Below are 16,475 nucleotides of genomic sequence, written 5' to 3' on the forward strand. Positions count from 1 at the left end.
TCTAAAGGAGATAGAATAGATGGAAAATAAAAATATAACTATAAAAGAAGTAGCACAAAAAGCTGGGGTATCTATGAGTACAGTATCCAAAGCCTTTAGAAATTATGCGGATATAAGCCATGAAACAAGACAACATATATTAAAAGTTGCAGAAGAAATAGGCTATAAACCTGACAACGTCTCTATATATAAAGCTAATGTAAATAAAAATTATAGATTAGCACTGTTAGTTGAAGACTATGACGCCGAAAATTATATGATTTATGAGATGCTTATAGCTTTTAAAACAGCTGCATCAACCTATGGCTATGAAACCATAATATTAACTACTTCCTCAGACATGCAAAAGGGACATGATTTAAGTAACTTTATCCAAGAAAAACAAGTAGATGGAGCATTTATCATAGGATTAAAAATGACAGATGATTACTATAATCAACTGGAAAACATCAATTATCCTTGTGTTCTTTATGATGTACCTATAAATAATGACAAAGTTGGATGTGTGGGAGTAGATAATATTAAAGGTTCCTTAATGGCTGTGGAGCATCTTATAAAAAATGGACATAAAAATATAGCTTTTATTAATGGGCATAAATCTGCTGTAGTTAGCTATGAAAGATTAGATGGATATTACTTAGCATTTAATAGAAACAATTTACCTCTTAGAAAAGAACTTATTATACACTCAGACTTCAGCTATGAGGGAGGTAAATTAGCTGCAGAGGAGTTAATAAAAGAAAACAAAGACATAACAGCTATTTTTTGTGCCAGTGATTTGATGGCAGTAGGAGCCATAGAAGCATTAAGTGGGCTAGGATACTCGGTGCCTAAGGATGTATCAGTTATCGGGTTTGATGATATTAATTTATGTCAGTACGTTTCTCCTAAATTAACAACTATTAGACAAGACAGAGAAAAAATAGGTATTACAGCAGCAAATTTATTATTAAGTATTATCGCAGGTCAATATTTTGGCAGAATAGTGATTGAACCAGAATTTATTCTAAGAGAATCTACTATAAGTTTATTAAAATAATTATCAGGGAGGAAGAAAAATGAAAAGAAATGCTTTATTAGCAGTGATTACCTCATTAGTATTAACTACAAGCGTGTTTGCAGGTTGTGGAAAGAAGGAGCAAGCGCCTAATAATAATTCTACAGAAGACAAAGAAGTGGTAATAAAACTAGGTTGCTGGGGATCTTCTCCAGCGGAAACTAAACTTTTAGATGATCAAATTGCAGAGTTTAATAAGGAGTTTCCTAAGATAAAAGTTCAGAAGGAAGTTATTACTAATGATTACAATCAAGCTATGCAAACAAGAATTGCTTCAAAAACAGAGCCAGATGTTTTTTACTTAGATGTTTCTCTAGCACCGGCTTATATGGAAAAAGCTACGGCTCCTATTGATGAGTATTTGGACAAAGAAGATTTAAAAGATTTTAATGAAAACCTTTTAAAAGGGTTCCAGAAGGATGGAAAAACTTACGGATTACCTAAGGATTATAATTCATTAGCAATTTTTTACAACCAAGAGATGCTTGACAAGGCAGGAGTAAAACCTCCATCAACTTGGACTGAGTTAGAAGAAGCTTCAAAGAAACTTACCAAGGACGGAGTTAAAGCATTAGCTTTAGCAGATGATTCAGCAAGGTTTGTTCCTTTTATATTCCAAGCTGGCGGTAAAGTAATGGATGGAGAAAAAATTGCTTTTAACACACTAGAAGCAGCAAAGGCATTAGATTTTTATTATTCCTTTGTTAAGAATGGACAAGCGGCTGATCCAAAAAGCCTAGGTGAGGGATGGAACGGAGATGCTTTAGCTCATAAGAAGGTTGCAATGGTTATAGAAGGTGGCTGGATGATACCCTTCATGAAGGAATCAGCTCCAGATGTTAAGTATGGTATAAGCGCATTACCAAAGGGTGAACAAACAGGCAATCTAGCATTTACGGTAGCTTATGCTATGAGTAAAAACACTAAGAATCCAAAGCAATCTGCTGAACTGATAAAGTTCTTAACAGGAAAAAAAGCACAAGAAATGACCGCTGATAGTGGGTTAGCTATTCCTACTAGAAAGTCTATGGCAGACGTATATACTTCAAAATATCCAGAGAGAGCAGCCTTAGTAGAAGGTGCTAAAGGTGCAGAAGTATTCTGCTACGGTGAAAAACATGCTAAAATTCAAGATGCTTTAGCAAAGGCTGGAGAAAAATTAAGATTAAATAAATTACCAGATGGAAAAGCAGCTTTAGAAGATGCTGAAAAGGCTAGCATGCAATAGTAAAAAGGAAGCGATTTCGCTTCCTTTTTTGAAAACAGGGTGGAGGGATGTGTTTTGATAAATAAAGCAGAAAGTAAAAAGTTTAGCTTTCAAAAAGCATTTACTAATAAAAAAACTAGAGAAAAAGTTGATGGATGGTTATTTGTACTACCCTTTGTAATCTCTGTATTGATGTTTTTAATAGGCCCCATGATAGTGGCATTTATATTAAGTTTTAAAAAATATTCATTTTTAGATGGAATTAGCATATTCCAGGCTAAATCCGTGGGATTAAAAAATTATATTAATGTATTTCAAGATGAAGTCTTTAAAAAGGCCCTATTAAATACCTTTACTTATAGTTTAGCGGTTGTTCCTATTCAATTAGTAATTGCTTTATTATTATCTCTAGTAGTTAATTCAGATATTAAAGGCAAAACCTTTTTTAGAGTGGCTTATTATATACCTACATTAACTTCCACAGTGGCTGTTTCTGTAATGTTCTTATTTATATTTAAAGTAGATGGCATAATGAATAGATTTTTAGCTTTATTTAAAGTACCACCTAATAATTGGTTTAGTGACCCTAAATTTGCATTGCCTGCTATTATATCTATGGCAATATGGTCATCAGTAGGAAATTACATGATAATATTTTTATCTGGACTTCAAGATATACCCGAAAGTCTTTATGAAGCTGCAAGGATTGATGGAGCTAATAAAACACAAGAATTTTTCAAAATAACATTACCTTTAATTAAACCTACTTTCTTTTTTAACTTGATTATATCCATTATAGGTACGTTACAGATATTTGATCAGGCTTATGTTATTTCTGGAGGTACAGGGGGGCCATTAGATGCTACTATGACAGTGGTACTTTATTTGTATAATAAAGGATTTAAACAATTTGAAATGGGATATGCCAGTGCTATTGCCTTTGTATTATTCGTTATTATATTGACCTTAACATTAATACAGAAGAAGTTCTTTAAAGAAGAATCATTTTTCTAAGAAGGGGGAATAAAGATGAAAAAGAAGAAATTTAAGCCGTTAAGAGCGGTGTTTTACCTTTTATTAATATTATATTCAGTTATAACTTTAGGCCCCTTTTTATGGAGTGTAGTAACTTCTTTAAAACCTTCTAACGAAGTTATGAATATGAATATTAATTTTAAAACACTGTCTTTCAAAAACTATATTAATATTTTTAAGAATTTTCCATTCCTTAGATGGACTTTAAACAGCATAGTGGTAGCTTTAATTGTAACCCTTGGAAATTTAATTTTTAATTCTATGGCAGGTTATGCTTTATGTAGGATTAATTTCCCAGGAAAAGATTTTTTGTTTATTGCTATATTGGCACTAATGATGATTCCTGGGCAAGTGGTAATGGTACCAACTTATATGCTTTTAAGTAAATTGGGGTGGGTTAATACCTATAAAGGAATGACCATACCTTTTTTAACTAGCTTGTTTGGTATATTTTTAATGAGACAATTTTACTTTAGCATACCTAAATCTGTAGAAGAGGCTGCAGAATTAGATGGACTAAGTAGATTTGGAATTTTTTTTAGAATAATAATTCCCATGTCTAAGACCGCATTATCCACTCAATTTATTTTAATGTTCACAGGAAATTGGAATAGCTTTTTATGGCCAAGCCTTTTGGCTACATCATCAGATATGTACACCTTACCTGTGGGATTGAACTCTTTTTACGGTCAATATTTTCAATTATGGGATCAAGTACTATCAGGAGTTATGATATTGTCTTTGCCTGCCATTGTTATCTTCTTGATATTCCAGAAAAATTTTGTAAAAGGAATTGCTACTTCAGGTATGAAGGAATAGTATAAGCTAAAAAACAGCTTTGAAAATTTTCTCAAAGCTGTTTTTTTGCATATATAAAAATATTATTCTAATTAATTACTATACTATTTTTTATTTTCATATTCCTTTAACAAGGATGAAGCTACACCACCTAAGGCAAGTAGAGCTAGAAGGTTTGGTATAACCATTAATCCATTAAATAAATCTGCTAACTCCCACACCATTTCTACTTTTAATTTGGAGCCTAAGATTATAAAACCTAAAACTAACAAAGCGTATACTTTAGTGGCTTTTTTACCAAATAAGTATTTGATATTTAGTTCTCCAAAGAAATACCAACCTATTATAGTAGAAAAAGCAAAGAAGAAGAGGCAGATAGGTATAAAGTATTTTCCTATGGAACCAAGCCCTACATTAAAAGCATTTTGAGTAAGGGCAATACCTGTGGTTTTACCGTCTAGAACCCCTGTAGTCAATATTACAAAGGCTGTTAAGTTTAAGATTATTATAGTATCTATAAAAACGCTTATAATGGCCACTATGCCTTGATCGCAAGGGTGATTTACCTTAGCCACAGCATGAGCATGAGGGGTAGAACCCATACCAGCCTCATTAGAGAATAATCCTCTAGAAACTCCGTATCTCACAGCTTCCTTAATAGTTACTCCTACCACTCCGCCAGCTACAGCTTTAGGATTGAAAGCTCCTAAAACTATGGACTTGAAAGCTTCTCCTAAGGAGCCTATATTCATTATTATTATAAATAAGCTTCCTAATATATAAAAAGCTGCCATGATAGGAACAAGTTTTTCCGTAACAGAAGCGATTTTTGATATTCCGCCAAAGAAGATAAATGCAGAAAGGATAGCAACTAGTATTCCAACATATAAAGGATTTATATTAAAGGAATTCTTAAAAGCTTGTCCAATAGAATTAGCTTGTACCATGTTTCCCATAAACCCTAGGGCTAAGATTATAAAAATTGAAAAGAGTACAGATAAAATTTTACCCAGCTTACCTTTAAAGGCAGCCCTAATATAGTATGAAGGTCCACCGGTTACTTCTCCATTAACGGTGGTTTTATATTTTTGAGCAAGAGTTGCTTCTACAAATATGGTTGCCATGCCAAAGAAGGCACTTAACCACATCCAAAAGATTGCACCAGGCCCCCCTGAAGCTATAGCGGTAGCGGCACCAGCAAGGTTTCCAGTACCAACTTGAGCAGCTATAGCAGTAGTTAAAGCTTGGAAGGAAGACATACCATCATTACCTGCTTTAGCACCTCTAAGGGTCAATCCCCCAAAGGTTTTCTTGAAGCTTTCTTTAAATTTTCTAACTTGGACAAACCTCAGTTTAATGGTGAAATAAATTCCAGTACCACAAAGAAGTATTAACAATAAATAATTCCAAAACCAAACATTAATTTTTTGTATTATAGTTAATAAGTCCATTAGATTACCCCTCTTCTTATAATAATAACCATATTATAACATAGAGTTAAATAATTAACAATATTTAGTATAATTTGTAATATTCATAATAACTATGGCATCTAAAGATATTAACTATAAGAATGTGAAAATCTAATATCACATTTCTACATCTTTCATAATATATAGTATAAAAAACATTATTATAGAAATTTATGGCGACTTTAAAACTAAAGTGAAGAAAGTGAGGATGTGGTTTATTTGAATGACCATTTTATAAAAGATAATGATACTCTAAATAACAAAGAATATTCCTATAAAACTGTTGATCCATCAAAGCCTGATACCATACCTAAATTTGTAGATGAAGTTCCTATCCCGCCTAAAGCAATGGCTATGAGAAAAGATGGAGAAAATTTATATTATGAGATAATTATGAAACAAGGGAAACACTATTTTCACAAACTTTTTCCTCCTACTACCATATGGGGTTATGATGGTATTTATCCTGGCCCAAGCTTTGAGGTATTAAGGGATCAAACTATCTATGTGAAGTGGATTAACTCTTTACCTTTAAAGCATTTGCTACCTGTGGATCGCACCATTCATGGAGCCATGGATACACCAGAAGTTAGGTCTGTAGTTCACCTTCATGGAGCTAATGTAGAACCAGATAGTGATGGGAGTCCTGATGCTTGGTATACTAGAAATTATGGTTTAACAGGTAAAAAGTTTAATAACAAGGTATATAAATATACAAATAATCAGCAAGGAACTACCCTTTGGTATCATGACCATAGTTTGGGAAGTACAAGATTAAATGTATATGCAGGATTAGCAGGCTTTTACTTTATTCGAGATTTCCTTGAAGAGAGATTAAACTTACCTAAAGGAGAATATGAAGTTCCGTTGATGATTCAGGATAAATCCTTTAATAAAGATGGGTCATTATTCTATCCTGATACACCTCCATTCCCAGTGCCAGTAAAGCCATCTATAGTACCTGCTTTTATAGGAAATACTATAGTGGTAAATGGAAAAGTGTGGCCTCACCTTAAGGTAGAGCCTAGAAAATATAGATTCAGGATACTAAATGCCTCCAATACTAGAGGTTATACCCTTAGCCTTTCTAATGGACAAGAGTTTATTGAAATTGGAACGGATGGAGGGCTTTTAAATAAGCCAGTAAATATAAAATCTATGTCTTTAGAGCCTGCCGAAAGGATAGACTTGATAATAGACTTTTCTAAAAATAAAGGACAATCTATTACTTTAATGAATGAAGATAATAATCCTAATATGAGAATAATAATGGAATTTAGAGTAGTGCTGCCACTAAAGTGTAAAGATATCAGTGAAGTTCCAAAGGAATTATATCCTGAAACGCACTTAGATGAAGCTTTAGCCAGTGAAACTAGAGATCTGACTTTAAGTGCCTCCACAGATCACTATGGTCGCCCCATGCTATTACTTAATAACCGTATGTGGGATGACCCAGTAACAGAAAAACCTATTCAAGACAGTATTGAAATATGGAATATAATTAACTTAACGGCTTTTCCACATCCCATTCATATTCATTTAGTTCAATTTAAAATACTTTATAGAAGACCTTTTAATGTACAGAAATATTTAAATGAGGGGAAATTGGAATACACTGGAGAAGCTAAAGAGCCTTTTGAATATGAAAGAGGTTGGAAGGACACTGTTAAAGCAGATCCGGGCATGGTAACTAGTTTAATAATGCAATTTAAAGATCATCATGGAGATTTTGTATGGCACTGCCATATTCTTGAGCACGAAGATCATGACATGATGAGGCCTTTAAAGGTGCTTAAAGAAGAATAAAGATTTATTTAAAAACTGTGGCAAAATTAATATAATATTGCTACGGTTTTTTATTTGAAATATTTTTTTGACAATAGCTCAAACTATTGATAAAGTTAAGAAGCACTTAATTTAATAGAAGAGGTATAAACATGGAAATAAACTTTGAAAATCTTAAAATAAGTCAAGAAATTATTAGTGGATTAAATACTATTGGTATAACAGAACCTACAAGTATACAGGAGAAAATTATCCCTTTAGCTTTGGAAGGAAAAAATCTAATTGGACAGTCTGAGACAGGTACCGGAAAGACCTTAGCTTATCTCCTGCCTATAATAGAGAAAATTGATATAAGTAAAAAAGAGATGCAGTGTATAATATTAGCACCTACTCATGAGCTTGCTATACAAATAAACAATACTATTGGGGATTTAAGAAAGGCATCTGGGGTAGAGATCACTTCTGCACCTTTAATTGGAAGTGCTAATATTACAAGGCAGATAGATAGCTTAAAGTCAAAACCTCATATCCTAGCAGGATCTCCTGGGAGAATATTGGATTTAATAAGAAAGAAGAAAATCTCTGCTCATACCATTAAAAGCATTGTAATTGACGAAGTAGATAAGCTTCTAGATAAAAATAATCTTCCATTTATAAAAGACATAATAAAGTCTACACAAAAACAAACTCAAATTATGATGTTCTCTGCTACACTAACAGGAAAAACCTTAGATGTAGCCAACACCTTAGCTAAAGACATCACTATAGTAAGGGTTAAAAATAACAACAAGGTAAATGAAAATATAATTCATGGGTATATAATTAGTGAGAAAAGAAAAAAAGTAGAAACCTTAAGAAAGCTTTTGCACGCATGCCATCCTAAAAGAGCTTTGGTATTTATCAATGATAGTTATGATGCGGATAATGCTCTGGAAAAGCTTAGATATAACAACATAAAGGTGGATTCTATCTCTGGCAGCAATATAATGGAGGATAGGAAAAGAGCCTTAGAAAATTTCAGAAAAGGCAGCATTCAAGTGTTAATTGCTTCAGACATAGCAGCTAGAGGTTTAGATATTAAGGGCATAACCCACGTGATAAATTTAGATGTACCTGAGGATTCTAATGACTATCTTCACAGATGTGGAAGAGTGGGAAGAGCAGGGGAAACAGGAGAAGTATTTTCTATTATAGAAGATAAAGAAGAAGATATAATAAAAATCCATGAAAAAACCTTTAAAATAAGTATTCCTAAAAAAAATCTGTATAAAGGGAAAGTAGAATAATATAGTAATTTATAAGGGTGAAGCGATATTAAGAATTAGCTCCCTTGTGATAAAACAAAAAAGTCACTGAATATTTATAGGATATCCAGTGACTTTTTTATATTATTTAATTTTCACACTATTCTCATAACCTACCTTGAAGGTTTCTCCATTTTTCATAAGTATATGACCAGAGGAATAGGGTTTACCATCTAGGGTTATCATAACTTCAGGTACACCATAGTTATATCCCAAGGTATTTACTATACTTTGAAGAAATAAAGTTTCGGGTCCGCTGCCTAAGTTCATCTCCTTAACAAAGTTACTAGAAAAATCAATGTGGAGAAGGGCTTTATCCTTTATTAATTCTATTTTATTAATCTTTATGGCAGGTTTAATGGCTATAAAGTTTTTAGAGGGTACTTTTCTCAGATTTTCTTCTATATTAGCCTTTAACTTTGATTCTTCTTGCTGAGCAAAAGATACTTCTTTATAGAGGCTTTTATCGTTAACTACATCATAATAAAAATATCTATAACCTATTTTTAAAGGGGAATTTTCTTCAATGGATCTTATTTCTGTAATAAATTCACTACCATTGGTTTGAAACACGGTTTTTATTACTCCAAGATCCTTTGCAAAGTACTCTTTTGATACATAATCCTTACCTTTTTTAGTCACTTCTACAACTTTAAAATTACCTGCTTTAGTATTAAGGTCCATATCTACTGCAGTTATGGTTTTAGTGGTATCATCGTCACTCTTCCAACTAGTACCCACTTTTATTGGAGCCTTAAGTAAGGCTTCATTAAAATTTGATGCTGTAGATAACATGTTTTTCTTATTATAGAGTTCTCCTTCTATATAGACTATAGATATAGAATCTTCCTTAGACTCTATAACTTTTACTAAACTTGTACCGCCATTTACTGTTTTCATTTGAACCCTATTATTATCCACGTATTCTATGTAACTTTGTTCTCCGCCATTTTCAAAACCTCCATCATAAGAAAGTTTTAAATTTAGTTTATTAGGTAAAAAGTCTTTGGGGATATATTTTGGTGTTTCTTCTTTGTTTTCAGATAATTTAGTATCATTTATAGCTTGGGGCGAAGGGGGATTATTTACGGCATTAATATCTTTTTTTCCTACGCATCCAATGAATGAAAAAGCTAATAATACAACCATAGTTAAAGATAGATAAATTTTCTTCATAAATATCACACCTTTCTAATGCTTTTATGTAGGTTAAAATAATAATTACTTATATAGTATACGATAAATTTGTTAGAAAGTGCGAGTTTACTTAATTATAACAATTTTTTAATATTATTTTCCATATCCATTGGTTCTACTGGTGACTCAAACCTTTCCACCACATTACCTTCTCTATCTATTAAGAATTTTGTAAAGTTCCATTTTATAGAATCATCTATTAAAAAGTCAGGAAATTTTTCTTGTAAAAATGTAGAGAGCATCTTTCCACTGGCATTACTTGTATCAAAACCCTTGAAAGGTACCGATTCGGTTAAATATTTAAATAGAGGATGAGCGTTTTTCCCTCTAACCTCAATTTTTTCAAATAAAGGGAAGGTAACTCCATAATTTACTTGGCAAAAATTTTTAACTTCATGGCTATTCCCAGGTTCTTGCTCAGCAAATTGATTACTAGGAAAGCCTAATATCTCTAAACCTTGGTCATTATATTTATTATATAATTTTTGCAAATCCTCATATTGAGGTGTAAATCCACATTTGCTAGCAGTATTTACTATAACGAGAACTTTTCCTTTATACTTCTCTAAAGACACATTATCTCCATCGATAGTGTTTAAATTAAAATCGTAAATTTTCATAACTTTTTATTCCTCCTAATAATATATTAAGTAAAATTAAATTGTATAAAATTAATGTTCAACTTAAATTTATCATAATGCTTTTTATGTGTCAATACATAGTATTTAAAAATTTACGCAATACTATGTAATGCTTTACAAAATCAGCGATTACCCCATTAAAAAAATACAAATATTTTTTTAAAAAACATATTGACTATTAGTCAGTTTTGGTTATAATAGTATTTATGATAAATGACTATTAGTCATAAATTATGTTTTTCTATAATAAATGCATAAAACTGTTTACATGTTAATCTAAGGAGGGATTGAGATAGTGAGTGAAAAAACTAACAAAAACGGTACTAGCACAAAAATGTCCAGTAAGAAAATGATTAAAGAAAATGATTTATATTCTGCTGCTTATGAGCTTTTTATTACTAAAGGAATTCACAATACAGCTATAGATGATATTGTGAAAAAAGCTGGAGTAGCTAAGGGAACTTTTTATTTATATTTTAAAGATAAATACGACATCATTAATAAAATAATACTTCAAAGAAGCTCTATGGTACTTAAAGAAGCCCTTCAAAAAACAGAAGAAAAACAATTTGACAGTTTTATAGATATGCTTTTATTTTATGTGGATTACATAATAGAATACTTTAAAGAAAATAAACTTACACTTAAGCTTATTAATAAAAACTTTTCTTGGGGGGTGTATAGAAGGGCGATAATGCAGCCAAAACAATATGATGAAATGAGCGAACTAGTAGAGACTTTTATCTCTAACATGAAAAAATTAAATATGGATGAACAAGAGGCTGAAAAGACACTTTTTATGATTATCGAACTTACAGGTAATGTTTGCTACAGCAGCATTATATTAGAAGAACCTTATAGTATAGATGAAATGAAGCCCATATTGTTTAAAACTATTGAAAGAATGATTAGACCCTAATATTTGCAAGGAGTGAATAGATTTGAAAAAATTTGGAAGATTTATAGCAGAAAAAAGAGTTTTAGTTTTAATAATCGCTATATTCCTATTGATCCCAGCCACTTTTGGTATGGTAATGACAAAGATTAACTATGATGTGTTAACCTATTTACCTAAAAATTTAGATTCTATGAAAGGGCAAACCTTACTAGATGAAACTTTTAGTAGCGCTGCTACTTCATTTCTTATAATTGATGACATGGAATCAAAGGATATAGTGAAAATAAAAAATAAGATATCCACTATTGATGGAGTGGAAAAAGTACTATGGGTTGACGACCTAGTGGATATAACTGTACCAAAAGAAATATATCCAGATGAGGTTAAAAACTTTTTCTACAGTGGCAATTCCACTATGGTAGTAATTAAGTTCAAAGAAGGTGGAGCCTCAGAAAGAACTCAAACAGCTATAGGAAATATAAAGAAAGAAATGAATAAGCAATGTTTCCTAAGCGGGGTATCAGCTATAGTAAAAGACACAAAGGATTTAGCAGATAAACAAACTCCTTTGTATGTTTTACTAGCGGTGGTTTTATCAACTATAGTGCTAGCACTTACCATGGAGTCAGTTTTAATACCATTTATATTCTTAGCATCTATAGGTTTTGCAATACTATATAACTTTGGAACTAATATATTCTTTGGGGAGATATCCTATGTAACTAAAGCCCTAGCAGCAGTATTACAATTAGGCGTTACCATGGACTATTCCATATTCTTACTCCATAGGTATGAGGAAGAAAAATCTAAGTACGATGATAGGAATGAAGCCATGTCGGAGGCTATTGCAAACACCATAAAAGCAATATCAGGAAGTTCACTAACTACCATAGCAGGTTTTTTAGCATTAATAGTAATGAAGCTTGCTTTAGGAAAAGATATTGGGTTAGTAATGGCAAAGGGTGTTTTTCTAGGGGTAATAAGTACAGTAACCATACTGCCTGCCTTTATATTGTTTTTTGATAAACCAATCCATAAATTCAAACACAAAACAATATTACCTGAATTTAATAAGGTGGCAGATTTAGTAACCCGTAAATACAAATTGTTTGTAGTTATATTTGTTATTGCATTTATACCAGCTATATATGGTTCAAACAATGCCAAAGTATATTATAACCTAGATGAATCACTACCTAGGGATATGGAATCTATTGTGGCTACAAATAAGTTGAAGGATAAGTTCAACATGATGACCACCCATATGATCATAGTTAAAGATGATATTCCATCCTATAAAAAGAAAGAAATGGTAGACAGGATAGAAAAGGTGGATGGCATAGAAAAAGTAGTATCCTATGATAAATTTGTAGGAGGAGGAGTGCCTGAAAGCTTCATTCCTGAAGATATGAAATCCAGTGTAATAAAAGATGGATATAACCTAATTATTGCCAACTCAAAATACAAGGCAGCTCAAGACGCAGAAAATAAGCAAATTGAAGAAGTAGTGGGCATTGTAAAAGAGTATGACAAAGATGGCATGGTGGCTGGTGAAGGTCCACTAACTAAAGATTTAATTGAAATATCTGATATAGATTTTAAAAATGTTAACTATGCATCTATTCTGGCTATATTTGCCATAATACTCTTTGTATTTAAATCAATATCCTTACCAGTAATACTGGTTTTATCTATTGAGTTAGCTATATTTGTAAATCTTGGTATACCATACTATACAGGAAATACCATTCCCTTTATATCCAGCATAGTTATAGGTACCATTCAGCTTGGAGCTACGGTAGACTATGCAATACTTCTTACTTCAAGATTTGAGGAAGAAATACAAAATGGACATGGCAGGATTGAGGCTATGAGGATTGCAGTACAAGGATCAGCCAAATCTATAGTTACCAGTGCACTTACATTTTTCGCTGCAACAGCAGGGGTTGCAATAGTTTCAGATATGGAGCTTATAAAGAGCTTATGTGTGCTTATGGCAAGAGGGGCTTTAATAAGTATGGTAGTAATAATATTCATATTGCCATCTATATTAATTGTCAGTGAAAAATTAATAGCTCATACTACTAAGGGTTGGAGAAAAAATGCTGTTTCTACTAATGATAATAATTCAGCAGCATAAAGTAATAGGAGGAATTGAACATGAATAAAAATGGATATAAATGTATGTCAAAAACTTTAATAAGTTTAGTTTTAGTAGGTTCTATTCTAGGTGGGACTACAGTACAAGCTGCTTCAGGTATAAAGAAAGATGAATCAGTATATGTTACATTAAGTCATGAAGGACAAGTAAAAGAAAGAATAGTTAGCGATTGGGTTTATAATCCCACAGCTTCTGAAATTAAGGATAAATCATCATTAAAGGATATAAAAAATGTTAAGAGTGATGATAAACCAGAGATAAATGGAGAAAACTTAACATGGAAAAGCAAAGATAATAACATTTTTTATCAAGGAAAAACAGATAAGGACCTTCCTTTAGATGTTAAAATTACCTATACATTAGATGGACAAGAGGTAAACCCTAAGGACATAGCAGGGAAATCCGGTAGCTTAAAAATAAAAGTGGATGTAAAAAATAAAGATGCTCATAAAGTTACTATAAATGGGAAAGAAAAAGATATATACACACCTTTTACTGCGGTAACAGTTATGAATTTACCTCTGGAAAACTTTAAGAATGTTAAGGTTAATTCAGGAGAGGTAATATCTGATGGAAATAACTCTATAATTACCTTTATTTCTTTACCAGGTTTAAAGGATAGCTTAAATATAGATAAGGATTTAATTGATTTAGATTTAAATGAAAGTTTAGAAGTTACCACAGAGGTAGAAAACTTTAAGTTAGGACCAATAATGATAACAGCTACTCCTAACTTGCCAGATGTAAAAGCTTTTAAAGAAGCAAAAAATATATCAGAACTTAAGGATGGAATAAATGAACTTAAGGATGCCAGCACACAATTAAAAGATGGGGCTAAAAAGCTATCTGATGGAGGAAGCTTACTTTCTGAAAAAATGGGAGAATTAGTATCTGGAGTGGATAAGCTAAACTCTGGCTCTAATGCCTTGAAAAACGGTTCATCACAATTATATGATGGTATTACCTTAGCTGGGGTAGGAGTAAATCAACTAGTTAAAGAAGTAAATGCCCCAGGCAATAAAAATAAACTTGCTTTAATCACTGATGACAAAAAAGTTCAGCAAGAAAGGACTCTAATTGAAGATGCATTTTTTGCTAAAGACATGCCTACTGAAGATTTAGCAGGACTATTACCTCTTATGAGCAAAGAAAATATAGGTATGGCTGGTAAAACAGTTAAGGATGTACGAGATGCTCAATTTGCTAAACTTATATCAGATCCGTTAGTGCAGCAGCTAAAAGCCCTAGCTACACCTGAGAACGTGAAAAGTATACAGGAGTTAATGAATAATGCAGATGCACTAAACAGTTTAGATATAAATATGGAAAACTTACAACCACTAATGAATCTAATGAATAATATGGATAAACTTGCTGGACTTATGGGAGACATAAATGGACTAGCAAAAATGGACACATCAGCATTAACAAGCATGATGCCATTACTTGATAATGCAGCTACTTTCAAAAGCTTGCTAGATTCTGTAGGACAATTAAGTAAAGTAGATATATCTGGCATGCAAGGATTTATAAAGAGTCAACAGAGTAATGGAGAAAAGTTCATAACTGAAAGCGTACAGTTACTAGATTCTAATAATATAAATGCACTTAATGCTGCTATAGATAAAGCTTATCCATCGGATAATGCTGCTACAAAGGATGTTAATGCACAATTAAAGAAATTATTTGCAGGGTATGTTCAAGCAATTAATGAAACTAAAAATAATGTAGTTAATTCTAAATCAGCTCTAGATGAAGCATCGAAAAATTTGGCTATGTTAGCTGAATTACAAAAAGGACTTGCAGCTAATGCTGGAGTTATAGATGGAGCATCAAAAGCTTTATCACAGGAAAATGTAACTTCTATTAAAACCATGGCTGGTGCATTAAATGGAGCAAAGCAGAAATTAAGTGATCCAGAAACAATAAAGCTACTGCAATCATTAAATGCTGTGATGAATGATGAAAAAGTTAAAGCTGAATTAAATAAGATAAATGCAGTGCTTCCTCAAGTAGGAAATATGAAGCAAAGCCTTAAAAATAATGAAAATAATATCAAAGCTTTAAAAATGGTAATAGCTAAAACTAATGATCCAGAAGTTCAAAAGACTTTAGCTCAAATTAGTGTAATAGAAAAAGATGTAGATAGCTTAAAACCAGTAATAAAAGCTATAGAAACTAATTTAACACCAGAAACAGCAGAAAAACTAGCTAAATCTCCAGAGGATTTAAAGAAGCTTATGGAAATGCAAAACCACTTAAAGGAAAGTGAAGATATACTAAATATAATGAAAGAATCCTTAGAGAAAAATAACGTTGCAAAAGCAAGAGAAGCTTTAGGAAAGATTCCAGAGTTAACAGCAGGATTTAATAAGTTACAAGGCGGTTCCAGCCAGCTTTATAATGGATTAATTGAATTGAACAGTGGAGTAAATTCTCTATCAGATGGATCAAAGCAACTTAAAAATGGTGCCGATGAGCTTTCTAAAGGTGCTTCAGCCTTAAGCGAAGGTATGGATAAGTTTGATGAAGAAGGAATAACCAAGCTTCATGATGAAGTAGGCGGAAAAGTAGATGATGTACAAGAAATATTAGATACAAAAGATGAAATCATAAAACTTTCCGAAGAGTATGGTACCTTCTCAGGGATAGGAGAAGATATGGAAGGTAAGGTTAAATTCATAATGAAAACAGATGAAGTTAAATTACCTGAAGTAAAGAAAGAAGAAACCAAAACTGTAAAAGAAGGAAAAAAAGGATTCATACAATGGATAAAAAGCTTATTTGCATAAGCATATGTTCCAAGTTTTAATTAGTAACGTTCCAAATTTTAATATAAATAGTTATATTAAAAATATATTAGAGATATAGTACTGCAACGGATTATATGATATACTAAATATGTAAAATTTAAAAGCCA

General features: G+C 32.0%; 12 protein-coding genes. 9 read left to right on the forward strand and 3 right to left on the reverse strand.

The features are described from left to right. Window positions 1–19 precede the first annotated feature (19 nt). The 4 genes from BUA82_RS02275 to BUA82_RS02290 are packed head-to-tail and all read left to right on the forward strand — an operon-like array spanning window position 20 to window position 4,118. Complete coding sequence (locus BUA82_RS02275) at window positions 20–1,039, forward strand: LacI family DNA-binding transcriptional regulator (RefSeq protein ID WP_073004242.1); 1,020 nt, start codon at window positions 20–22, stop codon at window positions 1,037–1,039. 19 nt (window positions 1,040–1,058) lie between these two features. Next, window positions 1,059–2,285: an ABC transporter substrate-binding protein gene (locus tag BUA82_RS02280; RefSeq protein WP_073004244.1), complete on the forward strand. Its 1,227-nt coding sequence runs from the start codon at window positions 1,059–1,061 to the stop codon at window positions 2,283–2,285. 54 nt (window positions 2,286–2,339) lie between these two features. Continuing rightward, window positions 2,340–3,278: a carbohydrate ABC transporter permease gene (locus BUA82_RS02285; RefSeq protein ID WP_242948910.1), complete on the forward strand. Its 939-nt coding sequence runs from the start codon at window positions 2,340–2,342 to the stop codon at window positions 3,276–3,278. A gap of 15 nt (window positions 3,279–3,293) precedes the next feature. Next, window positions 3,294–4,118 (forward strand): carbohydrate ABC transporter permease, encoded by an 825-nt coding sequence (locus BUA82_RS02290; RefSeq protein WP_073004246.1) that lies wholly within the window; start codon window positions 3,294–3,296, stop codon window positions 4,116–4,118. A gap of 83 nt (window positions 4,119–4,201) precedes the next feature. Here the strand turns inward: BUA82_RS02290 and BUA82_RS02295 are convergent, their stop codons facing one another. Beyond that, window positions 4,202–5,548: an alanine/glycine:cation symporter family protein gene (locus BUA82_RS02295; protein ID WP_073004249.1), complete on the reverse strand. Its 1,347-nt coding sequence runs from the start codon at window positions 5,546–5,548 to the stop codon at window positions 4,202–4,204. Window positions 5,549–5,788: 240 nt separating this feature from the next. Here BUA82_RS02295 and BUA82_RS02300 point away from each other — a divergent pair, with 240 nt between their 5' ends. Together BUA82_RS02300 and BUA82_RS02305 are read left to right on the forward strand one after the other, a co-directional pair. Continuing rightward, window positions 5,789–7,375: a multicopper oxidase family protein gene (locus BUA82_RS02300; RefSeq protein ID WP_423230436.1), complete on the forward strand. Its 1,587-nt coding sequence runs from the start codon at window positions 5,789–5,791 to the stop codon at window positions 7,373–7,375. Between the two features lie 131 nt (window positions 7,376–7,506). After that, the gene (locus BUA82_RS02305; protein WP_073004251.1) at window positions 7,507–8,640 is read left to right on the forward strand and encodes a DEAD/DEAH box helicase; all 1,134 of its coding nucleotides are present in this window, start codon (window positions 7,507–7,509) and stop codon (window positions 8,638–8,640) included. Between the two features lie 102 nt (window positions 8,641–8,742). On the opposite strand, the gene BUA82_RS02310 is transcribed toward BUA82_RS02305, so the two are convergent. Then, window positions 8,743–9,834, reverse strand: coding sequence for a GerMN domain-containing protein (locus BUA82_RS02310; protein WP_073004253.1), 1,092 nt, complete (start codon window positions 9,832–9,834; stop codon window positions 8,743–8,745). Between the two features lie 95 nt (window positions 9,835–9,929). Continuing rightward, the gene (locus tag BUA82_RS02315) at window positions 9,930–10,475 is read right to left on the reverse strand and encodes a glutathione peroxidase (protein ID WP_073004256.1); all 546 of its coding nucleotides are present in this window, start codon (window positions 10,473–10,475) and stop codon (window positions 9,930–9,932) included. A 313-nt stretch (window positions 10,476–10,788) separates the two neighbouring features. Here BUA82_RS02315 and BUA82_RS02320 point away from each other — a divergent pair, with 313 nt between their 5' ends. Genes BUA82_RS02320 through BUA82_RS02330 form a run of 3 tightly spaced genes read left to right on the forward strand, consistent with a single transcriptional unit; the run spans window position 10,789 to window position 16,347 of the window. Continuing rightward, on the forward strand, window positions 10,789–11,415 hold the full coding sequence (locus BUA82_RS02320; protein ID WP_423230440.1) for a TetR/AcrR family transcriptional regulator: 627 nt from the start codon (window positions 10,789–10,791) through the stop codon (window positions 11,413–11,415). 22 nt (window positions 11,416–11,437) lie between these two features. Then, on the forward strand, window positions 11,438–13,534 hold the full coding sequence (locus tag BUA82_RS02325; RefSeq protein ID WP_073004258.1) for an efflux RND transporter permease subunit: 2,097 nt from the start codon (window positions 11,438–11,440) through the stop codon (window positions 13,532–13,534). Between the two features lie 20 nt (window positions 13,535–13,554). Continuing rightward, complete coding sequence (locus BUA82_RS02330; RefSeq protein WP_073004261.1) at window positions 13,555–16,347, forward strand: hypothetical protein; 2,793 nt, start codon at window positions 13,555–13,557, stop codon at window positions 16,345–16,347. Window positions 16,348–16,475 lie beyond the last annotated feature (128 nt).

The sequence above is a fragment of the Clostridium amylolyticum genome (assembly GCF_900142075.1).
Lineage (GTDB): Bacteria > Bacillota > Clostridia > Clostridiales > Clostridiaceae > Clostridium_AA > Clostridium_AA amylolyticum.

What these genes read in the sequence shown, in the direction of transcription:
- BUA82_RS02330 (WP_073004261.1), top strand. Translation starts at nt 13,555, where the DNA reads ATGAATAAAAATGGATATAAATGTATGTCAAAAACTTTAATAAGTTTA.
- BUA82_RS02310 (WP_073004253.1), bottom strand. Translation starts at nt 9,834, where the DNA reads ATGAAGAAAATTTATCTATCTTTAACTATGGTTGTATTATTAGCTTTT.
- BUA82_RS02290 (WP_073004246.1), top strand. Translation starts at nt 3,294, where the DNA reads ATGAAAAAGAAGAAATTTAAGCCGTTAAGAGCGGTGTTTTACCTTTTA.
- BUA82_RS02280 (WP_073004244.1), top strand. Translation starts at nt 1,059, where the DNA reads ATGAAAAGAAATGCTTTATTAGCAGTGATTACCTCATTAGTATTAACT.
- BUA82_RS02295 (WP_073004249.1), bottom strand. Translation starts at nt 5,548, where the DNA reads ATGGACTTATTAACTATAATACAAAAAATTAATGTTTGGTTTTGGAAT.
- BUA82_RS02315 (WP_073004256.1), bottom strand. Translation starts at nt 10,475, where the DNA reads ATGAAAATTTACGATTTTAATTTAAACACTATCGATGGAGATAATGTG.
- BUA82_RS02275 (WP_073004242.1), top strand. Translation starts at nt 20, where the DNA reads ATGGAAAATAAAAATATAACTATAAAAGAAGTAGCACAAAAAGCTGGG.
- BUA82_RS02305 (WP_073004251.1), top strand. Translation starts at nt 7,507, where the DNA reads ATGGAAATAAACTTTGAAAATCTTAAAATAAGTCAAGAAATTATTAGT.